Below are 5738 nucleotides of genomic sequence, written 5' to 3' on the forward strand. Positions count from 1 at the left end.
GTACCCGACGGCCCGAGCAACGCACTGACCTCACCGGCCGGAAGGGTCAACGTGACGTCCTGCCAGATCCTCTGCGAGCCGAAGGACTTGGTCAGTCCCTCGACGGATACCTCGACTCCCACCATTACCTCCGTGTATTCAGGCGTCGAACGCGCCTCGGATGTTGCAGGGCACTTGCAACCTCGGGCCGGAACCCACGGCCGTCCCGCCGCGCACGTCGAATGCAGCTTGTTTGCAGCATTTTTCATCGAATCGCGGACGATGGACGGCGAGTTCACGACCTCCAGCTGTGATACACATTACGTCGCACGTAATACGTTATACGGATTTTGACCGTCCAGGCAAGAGCAGGAAGCGAAATGGTTCACCTGCGAAATATGCGCCGGCATAGGCATTCCCGACCGATTCGGCCGTGACCAGGCACGGAAACCGTCGACCAGCATACTTAAGAACATTAGATTTACCGAAAGAAAGCACAAAAGAAGCCGTGCCCCATCGGGGACACGGCTTCTCTTTGGCGCGGGCGACTAGGGCAGGAAGGCCGGCAGAACGAATTGCCGCATCATCTGCCGGTGCGAGGGATCGGCAGGATCCGAATTATCCAGTCTCGGAGCGAGCATCAGCTGCACGAGGGTGATCCAGGAGCACGCCTCGCCGGTGTCGATATCCGCCCTCATCTCGCCGCCTGCCTTCGCGTCGTCGAAAATCGGCCCCCACAGTTCGGTGGTCAGACTCGTTGCGAGGGGGATCGTCTCGAGCCACGACTCGCCGCCGACGTGTTCGGGGCTGACGAGAATGCGCACGATCGGATCGTTGATCCCGTCGTACACCAGGTAGATGAGGCCTTCGATCAGCCTGTCCTCGAACGTCGCACACTCCATCAGGAACTTGCGGCCACGTTCGAGCGTCTGACGCGATCGCCACCTGATCAACTCGGTGGTGAGCGTCTCGCGATCCTGGAAATACCGGTAGACGGTCGGGCGAGAGACCCCCGCCTCCTTGGCAATGTCCTCCATGGTGGTCTTCGCGATCCCGAAACGAAGAATCATCGTCTGGGCTGCCACGAGTATCTGAGACCGTGCGACATCGGCGTCCTGGCTCAGCACACCGGCGGTCTTCCTTCTTGCCATCCTCGCTCCAGACACCGTCACTTCCGACCGGTCACCCGACCAGTCGCGATACAAATGACAATACACGTAAGTTGTTGCATACCGGGGGGCCACGTCCACTCCATTACACCAAAAGAGCGAGGCAGCTGCCCGAAGTCCCACAGGACCACGGACAACTGCCTCGGACGTCCGGCCCGGCCTCAGGCCGACGGCGTGAAGGTGATCGGGAGCCGGATGCAGCCACGCACCTGGGTGGCGTGCAGGATCGGCGGATCCTCCGGAACGAGCCGGTAATCGGGCAGCCGCTGGTGAATCTCCTCCATGGCCAGCTTGAGCTCGATTCGTGCCAGGTGAGACCCGATGCAGCGATGCGGTCCGGCACCGAACGAGAGGTGACGGTTGGGCGAGCGGTCGATTCTCAGCTCGTCCGGATCCTCGAACTCGTCGCCGTCGCGATTCGCCGAGCAGAGCAGCACGATGAGCTGTTCTCCCTCCGCGATCGTGACGCCGCCGATCTCGACGTCGCGGGTCGCTCGCCGGCCTGCGATCACCGCAGCCTCGATCCTGAGAATCTCCTCTACGGCCGCCGGGATGGTGTCGGGATCGTCCACGATCTCCTGCCGCTGCCCCGGATTGTTCGCCAGGTGGATGATCCCCCACGCCAGCGAACCCTGGACCGTGTGCAGGCCCGCGATGAGCAGGAGGAAGAACATGCGGTACAGCTCTTCGTCGGTGAGCAGCCGTACCCCGTCCTCCATCTCGATCGGGGTGTTGATGATCTGCGCGGTCAGACTGTCCGAGGTGTTCTCACCGGACCGCACTCCGGCGACGATGGCACCGAAGTAGCCGAAGATCTGGTTGGCCGCATCCTCACGCGCCTTGGCGGATTCTTCTTCCGTTCCACCGGGAATGCCCTGCAGTGCAACGTCTGTCGTCTTGGTGAACATCTCGGCGTCTTCGAGGGGCCAGCCCATCAGCGCCAGGAACACCCGCGTCGGCAGCTCGTGGGCGAACTCCGAGATGAACTCGGCTTCACCGCGTGCCGCGAAGTCGTCGATGAGCTCGTTGATGACGTCCCGGATCTGGGGCTCGAGTTCCTTCATCCGCTTGGGACTGAACAGCGGTTGCAGCGCCTGCCGGTAGAACGTGTGCTCCGGCGGGTCCAGTTCGATCGGGATGAACTTCCCCTGGCCCGCGTTCACGAGATTGTTCGGGTAGCTGGAGAAGGTCTCCGGATCACGCAGGACCTGATGGATCTCCTCGTAGCGCGTCACGATCCAGTGACCGCCGTGCGCCTTCGAATACACGACGGGGCCGATGGCCCGCAGCGCCGCCGCGCGTTCCTGGAACACGTCCTCCGGCATCGCCAACGTCTGGTCGTAGACGTCGAAGTCCACGATGAGGTTCTCGGGTAGTTGGGTAGTCGTCACTGCTTCTCAGCCTTCCGAATTCGGGAGTTCGACGCTCAGCGCGCGTTCGGGGCACATCTCGACGAGGGCACCCAGGTGGTCTCGTAGGTCCTCGGGAACAGGTTCGGCCACGACGACGGGGTAGCCCTGGTCGTCGCTGTCGACAATCTCGGGTTCCGCTCCGTAGCAGAGGCCGTGACCCGCACAGGCGGATCGGTCGACCTTCAGCGACGGCGCACGGTTCTGCGGATGAACGGTCATCGGCGGACGCTCCACTCAGTCGACGGGAAGCGTCGGAGTCGGCGTGTCCTCTTCGAACATCATCGCCACGCGCGACAGTGTGCCGCCGTCCGTGGCGGGCAGCGTCAGACCGGAGATGTATGCGGAGTCGTCCGACACGAGGAAGAGTGCGACCTTCGCGTTGTCCACGAGCGACGGCGGACGCTGGAGCTTGAGCGGAATCGGCGAGACACCCGGATCCCACGGTCCCGCGGTCTCCTCGTAGGACTGGCCGATCACCGGGGTGCCCGGGCCCATCAGGAAGTTCGGCGACATCCCGTGCGTGGGGGCGAGGGCATTGACGCGGATGCCGTAGCGTCCGAGATCCAGGCTGAGGCCGCGAACCAGGCCGTTGACACCGGCTTTCGTTGCCGAGTACATCGCGATGCTGTGATAGGCGGCGAAGGAAGCCGCGGACGACGTCGCCAGGATGGTGCCGCCGCCGTTGGCCCGCATCGCAGGCACCGCGGCCTTACAGGAGTACACGACGCCGCTGAGGTTGACTCCGAGAACGTGCTGCCAGTCGGCATCCGTGAGATCCTGGAACTCGACGTGTTCGCCGCCCGCCACCGACGGGACACCGCCGCGGGAGACGACACCCGCGTTGGCCCACATGATGTCGAGCTTGCCGAACTGCTCGACAGTGGTCTCGACGCTGCGGTAGACGGCAGCCTCGTCACTCACGTCGGCGGTGATGGCGATCGCCGTTCCACCCTGCTGCTCAACCAGTTTCGCAGTCTGCTCGGCTCGGTCGCCGTCGATGTCGACGACCGCCACCTTCGCGCCTTCCGATGCGAACAACTGCGCACCCTGGCGTCCGAGCCCGGATCCACCTCCGGTGATGACGGCGACTTTGTCCTGAAGTTTCATGTGAACTCCTCTGTGATGATTCGTCAGATGCCGGAGACTCGCGGTGCGTGGGGGCATCGTCCGGCGAAGTCGGGCGGCGAGACTGTTCCGATCCTCGACCGCACGGGCTGTCGCCGGTCGAGAGGATCGAGTGCGGGCCGCATCTCCGATCCAGATAAACCTTATACCGTTAGGCAATGAGACGTCAATCACTTTTCTCGATGCGCGCCGAATCGGCGCTCATCAGGGATCCTTCACTCGGAAGAAGCTGCACCCAAGGCAATTTCGATCATCGAGGGCGTGTCCACCAGCTTCACGCGCGGCCGGCCGGATTGCCTGCCGAGCCGTCGCTCGTGCGCGTCGATCGCCTTCCATCCGTCGTAGTCGATACGTTCGGGACGCCGCTCCCCCACCAGCCGACGGAGGTCCTGCCTGCCGCCGCCGGGAGCTGCCAATCGACCGGAGTGGAAGTCGTCGACGAGTTTGTCGACGGTTTCGGCGGCGCACGCCTTGTTGGTTCCGATGACGCCGGAGGGGCCGCGCTTGATCCATCCGACGGTGTACACACCGGGCATCGGCCTGCCCGAATCCGGTTCCAGCACACGACCTCCGTCGTTCAGCATCGTCGATCGTGCACCCGAGACGGGGATTCCCGCGACGGGGATCCCCCGGTACCCCACCGACCGCAGGACCAGACCACAGTCGACGTCCTCGACGACACTTGTCGGAGCCGCCCTGGAACGGCCGTCCGCATCCCGAACCAGCTCGTTGCGGACCAGGCGGATCCCCTCTACCCGGCCGTCTCCCAGAACCGATACCGGAGAAAGTAGGTAGCGCAACGCAATACGCTTGTTTCCCGGCCTGTGCGAGGCGGCGGCGTACTCTGCGACGATCCTGGCTTTCATCGCCTCGATCGAGTCGGTCCGCCCACCTGCCTCCCGCGCCACCTCCTCGGGCCGTACCGCGACAGTCACGCCGGGAAGATGGCCGAGCGCGAGCAACTCCGGATTCGTGTACGCGGCTTGCGCCGGACCTCTCCGTCCGACGACGAGCACTTCTCTGATCCTGCTCTCCGACAACGCTTCCAATGCGTGCGGGGCGATGTCGGTCTTCGTCAGCTCGGCGGTGCCGGCGACGAGCACTCGGGCCACGTCCAACGCCACGTTGCCGTTGCCGACGATCACGGCGCGCTCGCCCGACAGGTCGAACGTGCGGTGCGCGTGGTCGGGGTGGCCGTTGTACCACGCCACGAATTCCGTTGCCGAGTGGCTTCCGGGCAGGTCCTCACCGGGAATCCCCAGCGAGCAGTCGGCGGGGGCGCCGACCGCGTAGATCACCGCATCGTGATGCGCGAGCAGATCGTCGTGAGTCAGGTGCGTGCCGACCTCCACGTTGAGGTAGAAGTCCACGTTCTTCCGCGACGCCGTCTTCTGGAACAGGGAGGCGACCGCCTTGGTCCCCTGATGGTCCGGTGCGACGCCGAATCGGATGAGCCCGAACGGTGTCGCGAGCTTCTCGAAGAAGGAGATCTCCACGGCGGGACCGATCCGGGACAGCAGGCTCTCGGCCGCGTAGCAGCCGGACGGCCCGGAACCGACGATCGCCACCCGCAGCAGTGCGCGTTCGGACACCGGGACCGCCTCGGCAACAGGACGTCCGGGTACGGGCTCCTGCTGTTCCCTGTCGGCGTAGAACGCCGCGTTGATTTCCTCGTAGCGTGCGGTCTCCGGCGTCAGGTCGTAGTCGGGAACGATCGCGTCGACCGGGCACGCGTCGATGCATGCTCCGCAGTCGATGCAGCCGACCGGATCGATGTACAGCATCTCCGCGGTGCCGTAACCGGGCTCGCTCGGAGTGGGATGGATGCAATCGACGGGGCACACCGCGACGCAACTCGCGTCGTTGCAGCAGGATTGCGTAACTACATGAGCCAACGTGAGCTCCTATCGCCTGATGACCGGATCGGTGGAACGCTGGATCGCGTCACGTTTTACAGTGATACAAATTACGTTAGATGTAATACGGTCGATGTGTCAAGCCTCACACCGGCAAAAAAATCAGGCCCACACGCCATCAGCGTGTGGGCCCGACC

5 protein-coding genes and 1 pseudogene are annotated in these 5738 nt (G+C 64.0%); all 6 read right to left on the reverse strand.

Going from position 1 to position 5738, the window contains the following annotated elements; translation table 11 throughout:
- Nucleotides 1–125, reverse strand: a pseudogene (locus ACFTZB_RS42195) (ABC transporter ATP-binding protein); the annotation flags it as partial.
- Between the two features lie 402 nt (nt 126–527).
- Complete coding sequence (locus ACFTZB_RS42200; protein ID WP_378441400.1) at nt 528–1130, reverse strand: TetR/AcrR family transcriptional regulator; 603 nt, start codon at nt 1128–1130, stop codon at nt 528–530.
- A 179-nt stretch (nt 1131–1309) separates the two neighbouring features.
- Complete coding sequence (locus tag ACFTZB_RS42205) at nt 1310–2539, reverse strand: cytochrome P450 (protein ID WP_172651485.1); 1230 nt, start codon at nt 2537–2539, stop codon at nt 1310–1312.
- Nucleotides 2540–2545: 6 nt separating this feature from the next.
- A complete protein-coding gene (locus ACFTZB_RS42210; RefSeq protein ID WP_172651486.1) occupies nt 2546–2779 on the reverse strand; it encodes a ferredoxin in 234 nt (77 codons plus the stop codon).
- Between the two features lie 15 nt (nt 2780–2794).
- Entirely contained in the window at nt 2795–3667 is an 873-nt protein-coding gene (locus ACFTZB_RS42215) for an SDR family NAD(P)-dependent oxidoreductase (RefSeq protein ID WP_012689023.1), read from the reverse strand.
- Between the two features lie 233 nt (nt 3668–3900).
- Entirely contained in the window at nt 3901–5580 is a 1680-nt protein-coding gene (locus ACFTZB_RS42220) for an FAD-dependent oxidoreductase (RefSeq protein WP_378441404.1), read from the reverse strand.
- Nucleotides 5581–5738: the final 158 nt, after the last annotated feature.

It is taken from the genome of Rhodococcus sp. NPDC057014, from assembly GCF_042673295.1.
Lineage (GTDB): Bacteria > Actinomycetota > Actinomycetes > Mycobacteriales > Mycobacteriaceae > Rhodococcus_F.

Bases quoted from the DNA above. Each gene is read 5' to 3' on its own strand.
- ACFTZB_RS42215 (WP_012689023.1), bottom strand. From the start codon at position 3,667: ATGAAACTTCAGGACAAAGTCGCCGTCATCACCGGAGGTGGATCCGGG.
- ACFTZB_RS42210 (WP_172651486.1), bottom strand. From the start codon at position 2,779: ATGACCGTTCATCCGCAGAACCGTGCGCCGTCGCTGAAGGTCGACCGA.
- ACFTZB_RS42200 (WP_378441400.1), bottom strand. From the start codon at position 1,130: ATGGCAAGAAGGAAGACCGCCGGTGTGCTGAGCCAGGACGCCGATGTC.